Here is a 17063-nt window from a genome sequence, read left to right as displayed (position 1 = left end):
AAAAGAGTGATAAGCAAAGTGTTGGAATAAAGGTTATAAAGGTTAGATTTTAGATCTTTCCCTTTTATAAATGACCTTTAATGAAAGTGTCGCAAAAAATCCGCCCAGGAAAAAGCCCATTAATGCGCCCATTACAAGATCCATCGGAAAATGTACGCCCAAATAAATACGGCTGTAAGAAACCATTGCTGCCCAAAAGAAAAGTAAATAAGGTAGAATCCTGCGGGTTTTACGCAGTAAGATGCTCATGAGTGTGGCAATAAAAAAGGTATTGGATGCATGACTGGAATAAAAACCGAACTGTCCGCCGCATTTCACCTCTCTCACCAAACCTTCAAGAGACGGATCGTGACAGGGTCTGAATCTGGCGATTCCGGTTTTGAAAATCCCGGCGAGCTGATCGGACACGGTAACGCCCAGCGCGATAAAAATCAATATAAAAACTAAATTTCTTAGTTTATATTCTTTGTAAAGTAAATAAAGAAAGATTACATATAGCGGTACCCAGATCCAAGTTGCGGACACCATGATCCAAAACTGATCAAAAGGTTGACTCCCCAAATTATTGAGATAGAGAAATGCCTGTCTGTCTTCCTGGATGAGTTCGTACATATCAGCGGCTTACCGGTCCTTCGTGTTCATCATTATCCGCGAGATTAACTTTTGGTATATCCCGTTTTGCCAACGCTTCTTTATTTTCAATATCGCTTAAAGGATTATAATCTTTGGCAGCCTGCTTTACTTTGTCGATTTCTCTTTTTATTTCGGATACAGGATTATCGGTTTCTTTCAGGATTTCAGATTTCACATCCTCCATCGCGCCTCGCATCTTGCGTACACCCTGCCCTAAATCCCGAGCAATCTGCGGCAATTTATCAGGACCGAATAAAACAACGATTGCCACAGCAATCAAAAGCATTTCTCCTATACTTAATTCCATGGCGTAAAATTACGAAAGTTTATGAAACTGATTTTCATTTTAAATATTTAATCAAAAAGACTTATCCTAACGGACTCTTTTCTCGCGAAAAACAAAATATACAATCACCGCACTGATTGCCATTAATAAAAATCCAAGAAAAAATGGTGCTCCCGGAAAAATAAATGGCGCAGAATCATGGGTGAAATAATAAAAAATATTGGTCATAAGCGGCGGACCGATAATCGCAGTAAGACTCACCAGACTCGCCAGTGCGCCCTGCAATTCCCCCTGCTCACTTTTAGGAACTTCAGCAGAAATTACCGACTGCAGTGCAGGACCGGCAATCCCGCCTAAACCGTAGGGAATCAGAAATGCAAACATCATCCAGCTTTCGCTGGCGAAGGCAAAGAGAATCATTCCAATGGCATAAAGAGAAAGCCCGTAGAAAATGCTTTTTTCGTTCCCGATTTTAGGCTGAATAAACCTGATGAGATAACCCTGAACCAAGGCTGCCATAAATCCGGAAACACCAAGAGATATGCCGACTAAAGTTTCAGTCCAGTTGAATTTATACATCGTAAAAAAAGTCCAGTTGGTCTGTACGGCGTGACCTGCAATGTACACAAAAACCAACGCGGCTATAAGCCCGAGTATTTTAGGATATTTCCTGAGTTGCATTAACGATCCCACGGGATTTGCCCGCCGCCAGTTGAAAGGTCGCCGGTGCTCTTTATCAAGACTTTCGGGGAGAATAAACCAGCCGTAAAGGAAATTGACAAGACACAGGACTGAAGCGGCATAAAACGGAATCCTCGCTCCGAATTGCCCCAAAACCCCACCAATCACGGGACCAATAATAAAGCCCAAGCCAAAAGCAGCGCCAATCATTCCAAAATTCTTTGCACGGTCTTCATCGGTGGAAATATCAGCGATATAAGCACTTGCAGTCGTAATACTTGCTCCGGTAATTCCGGAAAACAGTCTCCCGACAAACAGCCAGAAAATTGTTGGCGCCAATGCCTGAATCATGAAATTAAGCGAAAATCCCAATAAGGAAAAAAGGATAATCGGCCGTCTTCCGTATTTGTCACTTAAACCTCCTAAGACAGAAGCAAAAATAAACTGCATCCCGGCATAGGCAAAACTCAGCCAGCCGCCATATTGGGAAGCAACACTGAGATCCGGATTATGAATAAGTTCCTGGATCAGCTTTGGTACTACAGGTATTACAATTCCCCACCCGGTAATATCGATGAGTAAGGTAATAAAGATGAATCCAATGGCTGCGGACTTCTGATTTTTTTTCATAAGAGAGTGCAAAGATAGTAGTTGTAAAAACAACTTTTAAAACTGAGCCAAAAAAAGTGCCCTTTTTTCAAAGGGCACTTCATTTTTTAAAAATACTGTTAATCTCTGTTCTTAGGTTTTTCCACTTTATTGGATACCAAACCTTTGGCTGATCCTTCAACTCCTTTCTTCTTAAGCAAGTCATAAGATACTGCCGAAGCGATAAACCACGTTGAATAGGTACCGAAACCTACTCCGATCAAGAGGGCAAACATAAATCCTCTCAGGTTTTCTCCACCAAAGACGAAGATTGCCAGAATAACAAGGAAGGTCATGAATGCGGTATTAAAGGTTCTTCCCAGTGTACTCGAAATGGAATCATTAAATAATCCTTCAAGAGTTAAAGCTTTTTTCTCGCTTAAATACTCACGGATTCTGTCGAAAATAATTACCGTATCGTTAATCGAGTAACCCAATACCGTAAGAATCGCCGCGATGAAATCCTGATTGATCTCCATATTGAAAGGCATTACGTTCTTTAATAGTGAGTATGCGCCCAGAATAACAATTGAGTCATGCACAAGAGATGCAATTGCACCGGTAGAAAACTGCCATCTCTTGAAACGGAATAGGATATAAAGGAAGATTCCTGCAAGTGCGATGATCAATGCTATTACACCTCCGGATTTAATATCATCAGCAACAGTAGGACCTACTTTTACTGAACTTACAATCCCGTAATTGTTGGTTCCCGAATCTTTAAATCCTGAAATCTTTGCATCGGCCGGAAGATAGGGTTTCAATCCCGCAAATAATTTGCTTTCCACATCCTGGTCTGCTTCCAGACTTTCTTCTTCAATTCTGTAATCTGTCGTAATTTTCAGCTGGCTATCGCTTCCATAGGTTTTTACATCTACAGCATTCGCCTGGCCTTCTTTGTTGATAAACTGTTTCTCAAGGCTGTTGGCTGCCTCATTGGCAATCACAGGTTTATCGAAACGCACTACATAGCTTCTTCCGCCTTTAAAATCAACGCCATACTTGAAGCCTTGGGTAAAGATAGAAGCAAGACAGATTACCGTTACAATACCAGAGAAAATATAAGCATATTTTCTTTTTCCAATAAAATCATACCAGGTATTTCTGAAGATATTCTTACTGAATTTAGTCCATACAGAAAGATTTTTGCCTTTTTCTAGTCTGCTGAAAATAAGCACCCTTGTTAAAAGTACACAGGTAAACATGGATAGGATAATACCGATTCCTAAAGTTACCGCAAATCCCTGAATCGGGCCTGTACCGAAAATATAAAGCACTACAGCTGTAAGAAGCGAGGTAATGTTACCATCAATAATCGCCGAAAGTGAGAAGTTGAAACCTTCGTTATAAGCCTCACGGATATTTTTGCCGGCGAAAAGTTCTTCTTTTGTACGTTCATATACGATTACATTCGCATCAATCGACATGGCCATAGAGAGTACGATACCTGCGATACCCGGAAGAGTAAGCGTAGCATCTACTGAATCCATGATGCCCATCAGATAGAATAAGTTGAAAGTAATTGCAATTACTGCGTAAATACCTGCACCGCCATAATAGAAAAGCATATACAGAATGATGATCACGAATGCGATAATGAAGGAATACATTCCCGCATCTACCGATTCTGCTCCCAAAGAGGGTCCTACTACTTCTGCCTGTACAATTTTTGCACCTGCAGGAAGTTTACCGGCTCCAAGAACATTTACCAGATCCTGAGCTTCCTCCTGAGAGAAACTTCCGGAGATCTGTGTTCTACCGTTAGGGATTTCGTTCACAACATTCGGCGCGGTATAAACTACGTTATCCAGAGTTACTGCAACAGGTTTATTTACGTTTTTACCTGTCAGGGTTTTCCAGTCTTTAGAACCTTTGCTGTCCATCTGCATATCTACCACGATTCTGCCGAGGTCATCATAATTCACTCTTGCAGATTCCACGGCCCCGTCTACAGGAGCTTTTTGGTTTATGTTTCCGCGTACCGCATAAAGGACCAAATTGTTCTCGTCACCAGCTTCCGGCTTGTAACCCCACATAAACTGGGTGTATTTGATATTCTGTGGTCTTAAATCTTTAGCAATTTTACTGTTGACGATTTTATTTACAGCAGCAGTATCTGAAAGTTTTACATTCGCAACACCATTAGATCTTAAAGTGTTCAGCTGTAAAAGGTTTACCAGATTGGTGTTTTTGGCAACTCCCATAGAATCGCCTTTGGTTGCGATTACTGCGTTAAGCTGCTCCAGATAAGGATAAACTTCCTGAAGTTGCTGAACTTCCCAAAACTGAAGTTTCGCAGAAGTCTGAAGCATTTTCTTCACACGGTCGATATCTTTAACACCAGGCATTTCCACAGAAATTCTTCCTGTTCTTGGTACACGCTGCACATTCGGCTGCGTAACCCCCATTTTATCGATACGGGTACGGATTACTTCGTAAGCAGTACCGGTAGAAAGTTCAATTCTGTTCTCTATAATTTTTTTAACCTGATCATCGGGAGTATTGAATTTAATCTCAGAAAGATTGGTATTCCCGAAGATTTCAGCGTCTGCAAGTTTCAGGTTGGCTCCCTTTTCCTTGTTCACCAGATCGAACTGCGTAAAGAAGTCCTTGATATAAGGATTGGTAGAGTTTTTCTGCATTTGATCTGTACGGTCAAGCGCCTCGATCAGAATTGGGTTTGTTGAATAATTGGTTAAATTATTCACCAAATCTCTCTGGTTGATTTCTAAAAGTACGTTAATCCCTCCTTTCAAATCCAAACCTAACTTCATTTCCTTTTCTTTCGCTTTGGAATAATAAAGTTCGGTAAAACCGAGATTCAGGGTGTCTTTAGAAAGTCTTGCCATTTCTTTCTGATACTTTTCCGGGTTGTCTCCGGCGAGTTCAGTGGCTTGTTTTTCAATTTTGCCTGCATACCAGGTTGGTAACAATTCATTAAGACAAATAAGTCCCAGAATCACCGCAACCAGCGTAATAAGTCCTTTTCCTTGCATTGTTAATAGTTTACAACATTAAAATTATAGTCGGCAAATATAATGATTTCCAATAGAATTAAGAATTTTTTAACAAAAGAATTTAGTTTGAATTTTTTAGGAATAAAATCTAACAAAACATTGATAAAGCCACGGTTATATTGTGGTTTTTTCAAATAAAAATTAAATCTGTAAAATAAATCGTAAATTCACAACACCTTAAAAACCACAACAGTATGAAAAAATTATTATTCATTGCAGCCACATTTTCCTCTTCGGTATTTTACGCACAGAATATCGTACTCCAGGAATTTGCTTCAGGATTAAGCAATCCTGTAGAGATTAAGAATGCCAACGACTCGCGCATTTTCGCAGTTCAACAGGATGGTTATATTAAGATCATTCAGCCAGGCGGAGCTATACTTCCAGTCAATTTTCTTAATATCAGCACGAAAATAACTTTCGGAGGCGAACGCGGACTTCTGGGTCTGGCATTTCATCCTCAGTATTCCACCAACGGTTATTTTTACGTTTTTTATAACAATACTTCCGGCAATATCACCGTAGCGAGATATTCGGTAAGTTCCGATCCTAACGTGGCCGACGCGTCTTCAGAGAAAATCCTCATCAGCATTCCCAAACCGTTTACCAATCACAATGGCGGAAGTATTCATTTCGCGCCCGACGGAATGCTTTGGATTACAACCGGAGACGGCGGAAGTGGCGGAGATCCCAATAACAACGGACAAAACAAAAATTCACTGCTGGGGAAAATGCTCAGAATCGATGTGAATTCCACTGCTCCTTACAACATTCCGCCCGATAATCCATTTGTCGGAATTGATGGCGCTGACGAAATCTGGTCTTACGGTCTCAGGAATGCCTGGAAATTTTCCTTCGATCTTACTGCAGGAAACGTTATGATTGCCGATGTAGGACAGAATCAGATTGAAGAAATCAACAGAATGCCCATTACACAAGGCGGAATCAATTACGGATGGCGATGCTACGAAGGAAATACTGCATATAACACCACAGGTTGTGCTCCCCAGAATACCATGACTTTTCCTGTTGCCACTTATAACCACAGTGGCGGTAAATGTTCGATTACCGGCGGCTACGTTTACCGCGGCAGCCTTTATCCGGCGTTATACGGTAAATATATTTTCGCAGACTACTGCTCTACCCAAATCGGAATAATGAATACGGACGGTTCCATTGTCTGGAGTGCTGCTTTTTCCGGGAATAATTTCGCCACCTTTGGTGAGGATTCGTCTAAAGAACTGTATGTGGCAGCTGTAAACAACGGTAAGATCTTCCGGATGTCAACTACCACGCTGGCATTAGATGACAACACCTTAAACAGTTTTAAAATCTATCCGAATCCAGCGTCTGGAAAGATTTTTATAAATGGTCTTAAAACCAAAAACAATACAGCGGAATTCAACAATGCTGAAGGCAGAAAAGTTCTGGAAAGGAAAGTGAATGATGATCAAAGCATTGATATTTCACCTCTAAAACCGGGCGTATATTTTGTAACGGTTTCGTCGGAAGGACTGAGAATTTACTCCCAAAAAGTAATCATTAAATAATCAGTCAGTCAGCGGATTTCAAATTTAAATCAAATCTTCAAACCAATAATTTTCATCATATTCCACATTAAACTCTGCCAGCGTTTTTTGGTATTCCGTCTTGAAAATTTCACTTTTGTGATGTTCTTCCTGATGCTCGATATAATGATAAACCTTCTTTACCATAGAAGGGTGATAACTGAAACCGCCAAAACCCCGCTGCCATTCGAATCTTTCGTCCAGAAATCCACTTTCGTTAATCCATTTCGATGATTTGGCCTTTACACTTTTCATTACTTCCGATAACGAAACAGTGGTTTTTAACCGGAAGAGACAATGCACATGATCTTCTACCCCGTTTACAATGATGGTAGCGCAACCGGTTTCGTTGATCAGATTTCCGATGACGGCAAAAAGCTCTTTCTGAAATGACTTTTTAATCAAAGCATTTCTGTATTTTACCGCAAACACGGCCTGAACGTAAAGCTGCGTGTAGGTGTTGGGCATTTCAGATCTATTTTGAGGTGATGATTATAATTCTCGCCTTGTTCTAAAGTTGATAGGAATGAATTCCTACCTTGATACCGTCCGTTCCTACGGAACTTCCTAAAACCAGTTGCGGAGCAACGGCCGATTACCAGGATATGAATTCATTCATATCCAAATTTTAAAAATTTAAATCCAAAATCCATATCCATATCCGACATTACGTTTCATAAGCTATTTTGCCGAGACCCGTTTTATTTGATAACAGGAATAAATTCCTGCCCTGTCATACCCTCCGTTCCTACGGAACTCCTGCAATAATTCAGTTTTAAGACGGTAGGAATGAATTCCTACCTTAAGATATCGTCCGTTCCTACGGAACTCCCTAAAACCAGTTGTGGAGCAACGGCCGATTTCCAGGAGATGAATTCATTCATATCAGTTATATCGTCATCGAGAAAATCCTTGTCTCTGGCTTATTGCGCATCATTCGCAGATCGAAAGTCATCGCAACGTTTCTGGTGAAGGCACGTCCTTTTTCTGTAATTTTAATGGTGTGGTCTGAAAGTTCAACCAGTCCATCGGCCTCCATTTCCTTTAGTGCTTCCAGCGCATTGGGTAATTCGGGGAATGAAGTCTGCAGATCCCACGAAGTTTCTAAACGGCACATCAGGTTCAGGATATGCTTGCGGATGTTCAGATCCTCCTCACTCAGAAGATGTCCCTTTACCACCGGAATAATTCCTTCTTCAACCAGTTTCTGATACTCTTCCACTGTTTTATTATTCTGGGCAAAAGCATACCACGAATCCGAAATCGCGCTCATTCCCAAACCAACCATCAGCTGCGTTTTGCTTGACGAATATCCCATGAAGTTCCGGTGAATATCCCCTGAAACCATAGACTGGTAAAGATCGTCATGCTCCAGCGCAAAATGGTCCATTCCGACTTCTTTGTATCCTAATTCTTCTAAAAGCTTCTTGCCGTTTTCGTAAAGTTTACGTTTCTCCTCACCGCTTGGCAGGTCGTTTTCATCAAAACCTCGCTGTCCGACTCCTTTAATCCACGGCACATGCGCATAGGAATAAAAGGCCAAACGGTCAGGTTTAAGTTCCAAAGTTTTGCGGATCGTGAACTCCATTTTTTCCCAGGTGTGGAACGGAAGACCGAAAACCAGATCATGAGAAACGCCTTTGTAGCCAATCTCTCTGGCCCAGTTGGTCACTCTTTCTACATTTTCGAAAGGCTGAATTCTGTTAATCGCTTTCTGAACCTGAGGATCGTAATCCTGCACCCCGAAACTGCATCTTCGGAACCCTAAATCATATAAAGTCTGTAAATGCTCGCGGGTGGTATTGTTGGGATGACCTTCAAAGGAAAACTCAGGATTTTCTGCGATTTCTGCTTTGGCAAAAATACCTTCGAGCAAAGTTCTCAGATTTGCAGGCGAGAAGAAAGTCGGTGTTCCGCCACCAAGGTGAAGTTCCTTGATTTTTGGTTTTTTGCCGAAAAGCTTTAAATAAAGATCCCATTCTTTCAGCACGCTTTCCAGATAAGGTGTTTCTACAGAATGTTGCTTGGTAATCCGTTTGTGGCAGGCGCAGAACGTACACAGCTGCTCGCAGAATGGAAGGTGAATATAGATCGAAATTCCCTCGGCATCGTTACTTTCATTAAAAGATCTGATGACCGACTGCTGCCACAACTCCGGTGTAAAGGATGTTTCGTCCCAGAACGGAACGGTTGGATAGGAAGTGTATCGCGGCCCGGGAATATTATATTTGTCGATGAGTGAAGTATTCATCCTGCAAAAATAAGAAATTTATTTGCGGTGGGTGCGTGATAAATGTCAAGTTGAATGAAGGCATCATCTGCAAAAAAAACCTCCTTTAAATCGCTTAAAAGAGATTGGTATTTATAAGATCCGTAAACCTAACACGGGAAAATTAGGTTGTGCAACGGTTACCAATGTTATCTGCAGGTTTTTTATTCAATTATTTTATCTAAATCAACTTTTATTCTATTCAATAAATATAAAGTTGGAAATAAAGTTGGAAGTTTTATGCTTTTTACCAAATATTTATCATTCTTAAAAAGTTGATCTATATTTTTTATTTCAGGAAGATTAAAAGTTTCAAACTCTTTGTCTATTTCCTCTTTGGTTTTTTCAATTTGAAAATTTACGTGTTGTTTTAATTCGTTTAAGTTCAAATTATAAATTTCATCAAATTTTGTAAAATCTAATGAAATTACTTGATTTTTCAATTGCTCAAAAGTATATTGCATATTTATTCAATGTAATTTGCTTTGGGTTTATCTAGTTTTGGAATTAGTTTTATTGCCTCATTATTTTCAAGTGGTGTAATTTCTGTTTGACCTCTAAATGTCCCATATTTTGCTTTTACACCAACATAATATATTTTTCCTGGTTTTGGTTTAATAGTTAAAAATTCTTGATTTTCTTCATTTTTGTCTCTCACATTATTTCCTATAAATGCAGTTCCAATTCTAACTTCATTTTCTGTGTCGATATCAAACATTAAATAAGATTTTGGACCAACTTTACCTATCACTTTTTCATCTAAATAGACTGTAACACTATAATTCCATAAAGTTCCTGTTGTTCTCATCACATAAACTCTAGCCTTATCTTCAGGAACAGTTTCACTAGTAGGAAATTGTAAACTTTGAGTTGTTTTTGAATTTCCAATTCCTTGAGAAAATAGATTTGTAGAAATTAGAAAAAAAAGCAATAGATTGATTAAGTTTTTCATAAATTATTTAAAAATATTGTAATAACGGTGCTTTGTATAAACTTGCAAATAACGAAAAAGTATTGGCGAAGGACGGGCTACCTTGCAGACAATTTCAAAGTAAAACCGACCTGAGCAAAATGCTTTTTCAGATTTCTAAATTAAGCAAAAAAGAAATATGAAAAGCATTATTGCGGATATTGCTAACAGAGTTCTCAAAGACAATATTCACCCCGTCTTTTGCCAAAACTTTAGCCGCAGTAATTTTTACCGTTTTAAAATTTTATCAAGTCCCTTATCTGTTTTTTTTACTTCAGACTGAAGATTTATTATTGTTTTTCGTAGGCCATCTGCAATCTTATCAATGGTGTCTATGAAATTATTTTCAATAAGCAATTCTTTCAATTTTATTCTTCTGTTAGAAATTCTTATCAAATTTGAATTGGTTAATTCATCTTTAAGTAGTTCAATTATTTTGTGAGTGCAATTGTTGTTTTTCGGATGTGAGAGTAATAATTCGTAGTTATAAGAATGACAAAATGTCAATAAAGATGTTTGAAGGTTTCTAGCCCTTAAAATCATAACTTCTTTCTCATTTCCGCTTAGATGAACTGCTGGTTGAAAAATTTCTATAAAATTGTTAAGTTTAATCTTTTCATCTTTTACATTTAATTTAGTGTATATTTTTTTAAGTCTTGGTAAAAGAAATATTTCATTAAAAGCGATGTTATCAAGTTCCTTGCATAGGTTCCAAAATGTAAAACTATTATCATTTGATGAACTTTCTAACGCAGAAAATATATTTTTATATGCTAAAGCTTTTTTCGTTGTCGGCAATCTGCTTATAAAAAATGCAGTAAAATATTCTTGCATTGACCTATGTGGAAAGAAATATTCAAACCCGTCCAAAACTAAGATAGATATCGTAGTTCTTAAATCGTAAATAAACTTTTGAGTTTCAAATTTATAATTTGTAGATTCCTTTACTTTATTTAAAGTGTCCGTCAAGAATTCTTCAGTAAATTTATAATCTCCGTCAATTGAACTTATGTATGAAAATACGCTAAGGATATCTTCAAAATCATCTCTTTGAAGGTTTGACTGTTTTTCTCTTGGAAAACTATTTTTTGTAATTCCATCGTGTTTTGAATAAAGCGTATCAAACACGTTTCTATAAAATGCACTTTTCTTTTGAGGTATTTCGGGATGATTTTCGAATGCTAATATGAACATTGACAAAAGTAGAGGGTTACGAAGGAATTCAAAGTAACTGTCATTTGTAGGATCATTAACAATGTCTGAAATTCTTTGTTTCCGCTCATCATTTTCTACTATCTTATCTATAAAATTTATTACGTCCTCATTTGTCAATTTTTCGACTTTAAAATCAAAAAATCTATTAAATATCTCAATACCACTTCCTGGTCTAGTTGAAATAACAAAATTATTATTACTATACTGATCAATAAAATATTCTAATTGGCGATTAATATCATCTTTTTTATGGGAAAATATTTCATCATATCCGTCAAATAAAAACAAGAACTTTCCTGTTTGTAATGAGCGTTTTAAAATTTTAGAATTTGGCTTTACATTGTTATTTAATATTTTGTCTGTTATAAGCTTTTCTATGTTCCCATCGTAATCATTTAGGTGACGTAGTTCAATTAGAATTGGTATTCTGGTTTTCTCAAATAGACTCTTTAAAAAAAGATGTTTGATCAGAGTAGTTTTCCCACTTCCTGCAGAACCATTAATAATTATTTTTGAATATGAAGAAAATAGCTCTTCGATATCAGAAAAATCAGTAGTCAATTTATTATGTTTTGCTTTGATGGGATAATAAATATCATAGAACTTGACCTTTTCACTTCTATGTATGAATGTATTTGTGAAAAAATATTTGTGGGTTTGAGAGTAAAGGTAGTCATCAAGACCTATATCAAAAAAATTTTTCCATTCATCGCTAACGGAATTGTATAAGTCTTTTAATGGCTGAATTAGGGATGTTACTTCTAAACTTTTATCCATATTAAAATTTTTTCTTTCAATTATATTATTGCGGCTAACTCCAAATATATGAATATAATACATTCCTGCAAATCATGGTTTTTATTGATTGACAGACATTTGTCAATAACCTACCGTCGCGCATTAGGTATAAATTAAACAATAAGTTATACAAAATATTTAGGTGATTATTGCTCATGCTGTTTTCAGTGGCGTTCCAGATACCACCGCGGAAAAAATATTATATGGATCACGTTCCATCCCAACTACCATTCGCACCTATAGCCTCGAAGTTACCCGACTGCTTTACCTTATTAAACTGTATCGTTATCTTAGTACGGGTCACTGTTCGTCCACTGTATATCCACCGTAGTACCCAAGTCCAATATAAGTCCAATAAAACTCCAATATAAGTCTAATAAGCTATTGGATCTATATTGGAGTTTTAATTAATTTATATTGTATCTTTATGGAAGGTGACCCGAAGGGTTTGAAATAAACTGCCCTTTTTGCGTTACCGAAAACTAAAGATAAGAAAAAAAATAATGGCAAGAGTTAAAAAAAACGGCAACCTGAGTGGTACCATCGGTAATATTGTGTTTGTTAATGATGGCGAACGCGCATTCGTAAGGGCAAAACCCGACCGTGTAAAACAGACGACCCAGACCAAAGCTGCAGCCGGCGTTTTCGGGCTGGTAAGCAGCAGGGAAAAGACGTTCCGCCTTCAGGTCCTCCGCATGCTTGGAGTTCCTGCTCCGCAATATTTTGCAGCAAAGCAACGCGCAAGGATCAGGAAAACAGTTACTGGCGATACGGGTGGTAGCGCAGGAACGGGTACCGGTTTCGGAAATCCGCAGGCTCTGGCAGGTTTCTCATTTAACCCGGAAATGGAATGGGAAAGCTGCACGAACTTCTTTCTGACTTTTGAAATGGAATCCAACGGTGAAATGAAAGTCCACCTCCCTGAACTGAAATGGAAAAACCAGATCATTCCGGTCAAAAACAGCAGTTCAGCGGTGCTGACGCTCGTTGCGATTACTGCCGATCTTAATAAAGAGGCTGTGCCTATAAAGGAGGTTGCAAAACTTGAACTGGAGATCAGCGGAACTTCGGCGGTCCCTGCTCAGGACTGGATCTTCCCGGTGGATGCAGCGGAAGGATGGCTGCTCATCATCGGCTGTCTGAAGTTTGGGGCACCCAATCAGTCTTCAGTGATGAAGGAAGCGTTTTCGGCAGCGTATCTGTGGACAGGCATGCTGATGAGTACACACCTCAGCACATTTGAAGATTAAGTTTTTATTGACTGAAAAAGTCTGGTCAGCGCAGCGTCATTTTCACAATGCGGTCTTTTCCGGCAAAAACAAGGGTGTTACTGTCGACCCATTCGCAGACATAGAGGCCTTTCTCCTCTGAAATTTTCGTCCAGGTTTTTCCGTAATCGCTGGAGAATTCTATGTTCTGGTCGCCCACGGCGATGATGTCTTTCCCTTTTGATTTGGGACGGATTTTTACGCAGGTTTTATAACCCGCATTCTTTCCTGAAGCCTGAATCTGCCAGGTTTCGCCACCGTCATTGGTGGTCGCGATATTGTTGATGTTTTCAGCTTGTTTGGTGTAATCGCCACCCACGGCAATTCCGAAGTTCTTATCGTAGAAATCAATGGAATAAATGCCCTGTGAGGAGGTGCCCTGGATGAAAGGAGTTTCTATGGCTTTCCAAGTGAAAGGATGACTCCAATTGAATTTGAAAATTCTGGCTTTCATTCCACCTGTGGCAATCCACACCCAATTTCCTTGCATCGCAATATTGGTATTGCTGGCTGCGAAATGCGCTTCACCCGGGAAATATTGAGGAAAATCGGTCTTTGGATTTTTGCGTGATGCATACGTGAAAATTAAATTTTTACTGCTTCCGTCTTCGTTAGGATCGCTGATTGCAATGCCACGGTTTTTAGCTTGGTCGAAAACAAAAGCATCATAAAAGACGGTTTTGGTGGTGTCGATCATGTTTAAATTAACCTTTAAATCACTTTTTTGAATGGTGAACCATTTGGCTGGCGAAGCAATATTAATCGCATAAAAACTGGACTTAGTTTGCGCCAACGTTCTGAACTGAAGATTCTCGGACGAAAGCTTAATCTGCTTTTTATCCGCGCTATCCTTAAGACTTACATACCCGAATTTAGAATCCGTGCCGGTATACCACACTTTGCCATCATATAGCTGCAACGCTCGGATTGAGATTTTATCCTTTAGAAGAACTTCTGTTTCCAGCGTTTGTGAAAAGATGAACTGGCTGAACAGACACAGAATGATTAGGGCTGATTTTTTCATATGCATATTGAAAAAAAAGTCCGCAGTGATGCGGACTTTTGGAAAATTATTTAATCTTTATTATCGATGTCGATATCTACTTTTTCAAGGGGCTCCTGTTCTGCTTTAAAAGTCTCACCGAAACCTCCGTTCTGCAGGTTCGAGTGTTTCTTACTGTAAAGGAAGTAAATTACAACCCCAATGATGAGCCAGATGAATGAGTAAGTCTGCGCTTCGATACTCAGGTTGATGATCAGGTAAATGTTGATCAGGATTCCCAAAGTTGCAATGACAGGTAAGAACGGCACGCGGAAACTGCGCGGTAATTCAGGCTGCTTCACACGGAGGATCCACACTGCAACGCACACCATGGTAAAGGCAAACAAAGTTCCGAAACTGGTCATGTGGGCCAGATCATTAATCGGTGTAAACGCAGCAACTACAGAGATTACGCCACCTAAAATCATCAGGTTTTTTCTTGGTACACCGGTCGCGGCGTTAACTTTAGAGAAAGTCTTCGGAATCAAACCATCTTTAGACATCCCAAGGAAAATACGGGACTGCCCCATGATCATTACCATCAATACAGAAATTAATCCTACGGTTGCTGCAATAGTGATAATATAACCTGCCCAAGCCTGGCCAGCGATATCGAAGGCATATGCTACAGGCGCCTTAATCGCGTCCGGATATTTGCCCAGCGGATTGAAATCGGTATAATGCATCATCCCGGTAAGCACCAGAGATACTAATATATACAGCACAGTACAGATGACCAAAGAAGTAATAATGGCAAACGGCACATCCTTTTTCGGATTGATCGCTTCGCCCGCCTGTGTTGAAACTGCATCAAATCCTACATACGCGAAGAAGATCGCAGATGCTCCGGCAACTACACCGGCATAACCGTAAGCTTCGTGCGACACTCCATTTTCAGTAATTACAGTCGGTGCAGGAATGAAAGGAGTCCAGTTCTCTACATTAATAAAGAAAAGACCCGCAATAATTACGAAGATAATTGCTGAAACTTTCAGAACTACGATAAAGTTATTGGCTTTCGCAGCACCTTTGGTTCCTCTTACCAAAATAGAAATTACAAAAAGTACAATCAGCAAAGCCGGAAGATTCATAGAAAATCCTGTTCCTCCTGCTGCTGCAAAAGTTTGCGGATCGGTCGTAAGCCAGTTCGGCAAATGGATTCCGAACATATGGAGGAACTTGGTAAAATAACCTGACCAGGACACAGCGACCGTCATCGATCCCATGGCATATTCCAGGATGAGTCCCCAACCGATGATCCACGCAAAAACTTCGCCCACGGTTCCGTAAGCATAGGCATAAGCCGATCCTTCTACCGGTAAAATCGAAGCAAATTCAGCGTAACACAATGCGGCAAAAACACAGGCAATACCCGCAATTACAAAGGACAGCGCCAACGCCGGACCGGCATGATAGTATGCGCCAGTTCCTGTTAAAACAAAAATACCGCCGCCGATAATAGCACCGATACCAATTGCTGTCAAACTCCATTTACCCAGTACGCGTTTCAGCTCGCTCTTTTTAATGTCAGCTTCATACGCTTCCATGGGTTTCTTGATCCAAATATTTGCCATACGTTTTATTGTTTTTTTAAGATTTCCAAAAATATAAAATATTTTGAGATATCAATATTTTCTGGTGTTTTAATTTAAGTTTTACTGCCTATTTTATCGTTAATCACTGATTTTGAAAGGAAAAAGATAATTCGACCTGTCTCAACCGTGTTTAAAACTCCTGATTCAAATTTTATAGCGCATGCTTATGTAACCTGTGTTACCGACTCAGATTCTTGGGCATGCTACCTTTGCCCTGTTAATAACAATAAAAAATACAGAAATATGTTTGATTCAATTAAAAGTTTATTCGGAATGGAAAGTACAGATTTTGCTGCGCTCGTGAAAGAAGGCGCTGTGATCGTAGACGTAAGAAGCAAAGGCGAATATGCCGGCGGACATGTGAAAAACTCCATCAATATTCCCGTAGATCAGCTTTCTGCAAGCCTTTCCAGAATCAAGGACAAAAACAAACCAGTTATTACCTGCTGCGCCTCGGGAATGAGAAGTTCTTCTGCACAGAGCATTCTGAAAAAAGCCGGCTATACTAAGGTTTACAACGGTGGCGGATGGATGAGTTTAAACAATAAAATTTAACCCTATGGAAGCACATTTTTATAACGTAGACATTAACTGGAAAAGCGGCCGGACTGGCGAAATGACTTCTCCAGAGCTTACAACCGCAGTTGAAATCGCTACACCACCCCAATTCCCTTCCGGCGTGGAAGGAATCTGGTCACCGGAACATCTCTTTACCGCAGCAGTGGCAAGCTGTCTGATGACGACTTTTGTGGCGATCGCTGAAAACTCTAAACTGGAGTTCAGTGATTTCACCATTAAATCCAGCGGTAAACTCGATCGTACCGACGGTAAATTCCTGATGACAGAAGTGATTCTGGAACCTACCGTGGTCATTACTCACGAAGAAGACCGCGCAAAAGCAGAGCGTGTACTGCAGAAATCCGAAGCCAACTGCCTGATCTCTAATTCAGTAAATTCAAAAATTACGATGGTTCCGAATATTATAATCGGGCAATAATATAGAAAAGTAAAAATGACAAAAACCCCGGAAATTACGGGGTTTTATAGTGAAACACACTGTCGCGTGCAAAATG

The 17063-nt window shown here is 39.4% G+C and carries 15 protein-coding genes; 4 read left to right on the top strand and 11 right to left on the bottom strand.

Annotation, left to right across the window (positions count from 1 at the left end):
• Nucleotides 1-42: 42 nt before the first annotated feature.
• The 4 genes from KTV93_RS10650 to secD form a co-directional block, all read right to left on the bottom strand.
• Nucleotides 43-612: a phosphatase PAP2 family protein gene (locus KTV93_RS10650; protein WP_218248947.1), complete on the bottom strand. Its 570-nt coding sequence runs from the start codon at nt 610-612 to the stop codon at nt 43-45.
• Between the two features lies 1 nt (nt 613).
• Nucleotides 614-940: a Sec-independent protein translocase subunit TatA/TatB gene (locus KTV93_RS10645; protein WP_218248946.1), complete on the bottom strand. Its 327-nt coding sequence runs from the start codon at nt 938-940 to the stop codon at nt 614-616.
• A 66-nt stretch (nt 941-1006) separates the two neighbouring features.
• On the bottom strand, nt 1007-2230 hold the full coding sequence (locus KTV93_RS10640) for a TCR/Tet family MFS transporter (protein ID WP_218248945.1): 1224 nt from the start codon (nt 2228-2230) through the stop codon (nt 1007-1009).
• Nucleotides 2231-2328: 98 nt separating this feature from the next.
• The gene (gene secD / locus KTV93_RS10635) at nt 2329-5244 is read right to left on the bottom strand and encodes a protein translocase subunit SecD (protein WP_218248944.1); all 2916 of its coding nucleotides are present in this window, start codon (nt 5242-5244) and stop codon (nt 2329-2331) included.
• A gap of 215 nt (nt 5245-5459) precedes the next feature.
• On the opposite strand from secD, the gene KTV93_RS10630 reads away from it, so the two are divergent.
• Entirely contained in the window at nt 5460-6815 is a 1356-nt protein-coding gene (locus tag KTV93_RS10630; RefSeq protein WP_218248943.1) for a PQQ-dependent sugar dehydrogenase, read from the top strand.
• Between the two features lie 24 nt (nt 6816-6839).
• On the opposite strand, the gene tnpA is transcribed toward KTV93_RS10630, so the two are convergent.
• From tnpA to KTV93_RS10605, 5 genes are all read right to left on the bottom strand, one after another.
• A complete protein-coding gene (tnpA, locus tag KTV93_RS10625) occupies nt 6840-7301 on the bottom strand; it encodes an IS200/IS605 family transposase (RefSeq protein ID WP_218248941.1) in 462 nt (153 codons plus the stop codon).
• A gap of 421 nt (nt 7302-7722) precedes the next feature.
• Nucleotides 7723-9084 (bottom strand): oxygen-independent coproporphyrinogen III oxidase, encoded by a 1362-nt coding sequence (hemN, locus tag KTV93_RS10620; protein ID WP_218248940.1) that lies wholly within the window; start codon nt 9082-9084, stop codon nt 7723-7725.
• 182 nt (nt 9085-9266) lie between these two features.
• Entirely contained in the window at nt 9267-9566 is a 300-nt protein-coding gene (locus tag KTV93_RS10615) for a hypothetical protein (RefSeq protein ID WP_218248939.1), read from the bottom strand.
• Nucleotides 9567-9568: 2 nt separating this feature from the next.
• Nucleotides 9569-10054 carry a hypothetical protein gene (locus KTV93_RS10610; protein ID WP_218248938.1) on the bottom strand — a complete coding sequence of 162 codons (486 nt, stop codon included), beginning with the start codon at nt 10052-10054 and terminating at the stop codon, nt 9569-9571.
• Between the two features lie 246 nt (nt 10055-10300).
• A complete protein-coding gene (locus tag KTV93_RS10605) occupies nt 10301-12064 on the bottom strand; it encodes an NACHT domain-containing protein (protein WP_218248937.1) in 1764 nt (587 codons plus the stop codon).
• A gap of 524 nt (nt 12065-12588) precedes the next feature.
• On the opposite strand from KTV93_RS10605, the gene KTV93_RS10600 reads away from it, so the two are divergent.
• Nucleotides 12589-13335 (top strand): hypothetical protein, encoded by a 747-nt coding sequence (locus KTV93_RS10600; RefSeq protein WP_218248936.1) that lies wholly within the window; start codon nt 12589-12591, stop codon nt 13333-13335.
• 25 nt (nt 13336-13360) lie between these two features.
• On the opposite strand, the gene KTV93_RS10595 is transcribed toward KTV93_RS10600, so the two are convergent.
• Together KTV93_RS10595 and KTV93_RS10590 are read right to left on the bottom strand one after the other, a co-directional pair.
• Complete coding sequence (locus KTV93_RS10595; protein ID WP_218248935.1) at nt 13361-14377, bottom strand: WD40/YVTN/BNR-like repeat-containing protein; 1017 nt, start codon at nt 14375-14377, stop codon at nt 13361-13363.
• A 50-nt stretch (nt 14378-14427) separates the two neighbouring features.
• Nucleotides 14428-15969 carry an APC family permease gene (locus tag KTV93_RS10590; protein WP_218248934.1) on the bottom strand — a complete coding sequence of 514 codons (1542 nt, stop codon included), beginning with the start codon at nt 15967-15969 and terminating at the stop codon, nt 14428-14430.
• 264 nt (nt 15970-16233) lie between these two features.
• Between KTV93_RS10590 and KTV93_RS10585 the strand changes: the two genes are divergently transcribed.
• Both KTV93_RS10585 and KTV93_RS10580 read left to right on the top strand, forming a co-directional pair.
• Nucleotides 16234-16545 (top strand): rhodanese-like domain-containing protein, encoded by a 312-nt coding sequence (locus KTV93_RS10585; protein ID WP_218248932.1) that lies wholly within the window; start codon nt 16234-16236, stop codon nt 16543-16545.
• A 4-nt stretch (nt 16546-16549) separates the two neighbouring features.
• Nucleotides 16550-16987, top strand: coding sequence for an OsmC family protein (locus tag KTV93_RS10580; protein WP_218248931.1), 438 nt, complete (start codon nt 16550-16552; stop codon nt 16985-16987).
• Nucleotides 16988-17063 lie beyond the last annotated feature (76 nt).

The sequence above is a fragment of the Kaistella faecalis genome, assembly GCF_019195395.1.
Lineage (GTDB): Bacteria > Bacteroidota > Bacteroidia > Flavobacteriales > Weeksellaceae > Kaistella > Kaistella faecalis.
The sequence above is the reverse complement of the archived record's forward strand: the minus strand, read 5'-3'. Positions and strand labels throughout refer to the sequence as shown.

Coding starts and splice junctions, on each gene's coding strand:
- secD (WP_218248944.1), bottom strand. CDS start 5,244: ATGCAAGGAAAAGGACTTATTACGCTGGTTGCGGTGATTCTGGGACTT.
- KTV93_RS10645 (WP_218248946.1), bottom strand. CDS start 940: ATGGAATTAAGTATAGGAGAAATGCTTTTGATTGCTGTGGCAATCGTT.
- tnpA (WP_218248941.1), bottom strand. CDS start 7,301: ATGCCCAACACCTACACGCAGCTTTACGTTCAGGCCGTGTTTGCGGTA.
- KTV93_RS10615 (WP_218248939.1), bottom strand. CDS start 9,566: ATGCAATATACTTTTGAGCAATTGAAAAATCAAGTAATTTCATTAGAT.
- KTV93_RS10640 (WP_218248945.1), bottom strand. CDS start 2,230: ATGAAAAAAAATCAGAAGTCCGCAGCCATTGGATTCATCTTTATTACC.
- KTV93_RS10600 (WP_218248936.1), top strand. CDS start 12,589: ATGGCAAGAGTTAAAAAAAACGGCAACCTGAGTGGTACCATCGGTAAT.
- hemN (WP_218248940.1), bottom strand. CDS start 9,084: ATGAATACTTCACTCATCGACAAATATAATATTCCCGGGCCGCGATAC.
- KTV93_RS10595 (WP_218248935.1), bottom strand. CDS start 14,377: ATGAAAAAATCAGCCCTAATCATTCTGTGTCTGTTCAGCCAGTTCATC.
- KTV93_RS10650 (WP_218248947.1), bottom strand. CDS start 612: ATGTACGAACTCATCCAGGAAGACAGACAGGCATTTCTCTATCTCAAT.
- KTV93_RS10580 (WP_218248931.1), top strand. CDS start 16,550: ATGGAAGCACATTTTTATAACGTAGACATTAACTGGAAAAGCGGCCGG.
- KTV93_RS10610 (WP_218248938.1), bottom strand. CDS start 10,054: ATGAAAAACTTAATCAATCTATTGCTTTTTTTTCTAATTTCTACAAAT.
- KTV93_RS10585 (WP_218248932.1), top strand. CDS start 16,234: ATGTTTGATTCAATTAAAAGTTTATTCGGAATGGAAAGTACAGATTTT.
- KTV93_RS10630 (WP_218248943.1), top strand. CDS start 5,460: ATGAAAAAATTATTATTCATTGCAGCCACATTTTCCTCTTCGGTATTT.
- KTV93_RS10590 (WP_218248934.1), bottom strand. CDS start 15,969: ATGGCAAATATTTGGATCAAGAAACCCATGGAAGCGTATGAAGCTGAC.
- KTV93_RS10605 (WP_218248937.1), bottom strand. CDS start 12,064: ATGGATAAAAGTTTAGAAGTAACATCCCTAATTCAGCCATTAAAAGAC.